The sequence below is a fragment of the Streptomyces sp. NPDC005181 genome, from assembly GCF_040608395.1.
GTDB lineage: Bacteria > Actinomycetota > Actinomycetes > Streptomycetales > Streptomycetaceae > Streptomyces.
On sequence record NZ_JBEXID010000241.1, the window covers coordinates 1 to 1664 of the forward strand.

Annotated in this window: 2 protein-coding genes and 1 pseudogene; all 3 read right to left on the reverse strand. The window is 63.2% G+C overall.

The features are described from left to right. A partial coding sequence (locus ABZV38_RS40335; RefSeq protein ID WP_356333935.1) for a transposase occupies positions 1 to 107 on the reverse strand: 107 nt, incomplete at its 3' end. Between the two features lie 745 nt (positions 108 to 852). Continuing rightward, positions 853 to 984: pseudogene (locus ABZV38_RS40340) on the reverse strand (LLM class F420-dependent oxidoreductase); the annotation flags it as partial. 192 nt (positions 985 to 1176) lie between these two features. Next, positions 1177 to 1664, reverse strand: a 488-nt coding sequence (locus ABZV38_RS40345; RefSeq protein ID WP_356333933.1) for a DUF417 family protein, incomplete at its 5' end; no start/stop codon positions are given.

Consider the following 1664-nt stretch of genomic DNA (forward strand, 5'->3'; position numbering starts at 1 on the left):
TCCGCACTCACACCGAGTTCCCGGGCGACCTCGGTGACATTCCGGCCCGACGACCGGACCAGTGCCACCGCGTCCCGCTTGAACTCCGACGTGTAACGCTTACTCATATTGCTCTTGCCACTCAACCTGGACTGCTTCCTCCGGGACCGATCCGTCCCAGTATCAGGCTGTCCACTTCAGCGGGGGAACTTCATATTGATCTGTCGGTCGAGCACGGTGGCCCCTCGCTGGTTCTTGAATACCAGCGTGACGTGTATCGGTTTCCCTGGGAGGTCACGTACGACCCCGAAGCCAGGCCCAGTTGGAAACCTTGGGAGTTCGGGGGGCCTCACTGCCGGACTGACGGTGGCGGGAGCGGATTCAGTGGTCATCACGGGGTTCCCTGGCGTCGCCGGTACTTCCGACGAGGTCTCTCGCAGCTGCAGCGTGCGCTCCTGGCATGCGCCGTCCCAGCAGGCCATAAGGGTCGCGTCGCCACCCTGTTCGCCAGTTCAGGGTGGACCTCGACCCGGATCCGGCGGGCGTGTCCATCAGGGTGCAGGCGTGGGTGTCTCGCGCGGTCCCTCCGCACGCGGTCAGCAGCGCCAGAGCCGCCAGGGGTATCGCCAATCCGACGTGGTGTCTCACGCTGGCTCCTCGGCAACCGTCTGCGTCTTGACCAATGGCCACTCATGCTGGCACTGCAGCCGCACCACGCCACTCGACCTGAACAGGCGCGTGCCCTCGCCTCCCCTGTTACTGAGTCAGGACATGAGCCCGGATCGGCCGCAGCACCGCTTCGGCTATCTGCTGAGCTCCTGCCGAAGCCTTCCGAAGTGACTACGTGTCGATCGCGGGCCAGTGCGGCGGCCTGGGACCGAAGCCCGACAGAGAGATGGGAGGCGGCTCGTCGGGGAGGGTGTAGATCCGGGCATTCACTACGGTGTAGTGCGGCCCCCGGTGGGTGATCTGCTTGTCCGTGAAGAGGTGCCGCATGACGTTGACGCCCACGACAGAAGGTATCCGTAGGCAGTCTCGGTGGCCTTCTCCGCACCGATAAACGTGTAGCGCGCTGCTATTTCATCGACTCCCGCGTGAAGAAGGCCGCGGCCTTTCAGGGCCTCAATGGTCTGCCGCTGTTCCCGGTTCTCCCGCCGCAGACGCCATAGCTATTCGTTCCCACACGGGAGTCGTTCGCTACGGGCGCTGGGCGGATTGCAGTGATTCGGCGGCAGTGACCAGGGATGCCCCGAGAAGTACGATGTCTTTCAGCAGGAACTGGCCCGCGAGAGAGAGCTTTGGTTCCCTCCGCTTCTCCTGCCAGGCCGCTGGCGTCGTGGCCAGGAAACTGAGAGTGGTGGCGAACATGCCGACCGCCGCCAGACTACCGAGCGCCGACGCTCTGGGTGAAATCGATTTCGCTGCTATTAGTGACCCTATAGCGATCTCCGCCGCGCCGATGGCTCTGGCTATTTTGCGTTCACCAAACTTGGCGACAAGCGGCGAGAAGATCGGACTTGAGGTGACCAATGGACGGATGTTCTCGACTTCGTAGTCTTCGAACTTGAGCCGTCCGATCCAAAGGATGTTGAGCAAACATTCAGTGCGACCGCAGCGTGTGACGGTTTCGGGTGTGTGGTGACGGCTGGTGACCGAGTGGTCAGCGGCTGTCGGAGCGGGGGTGT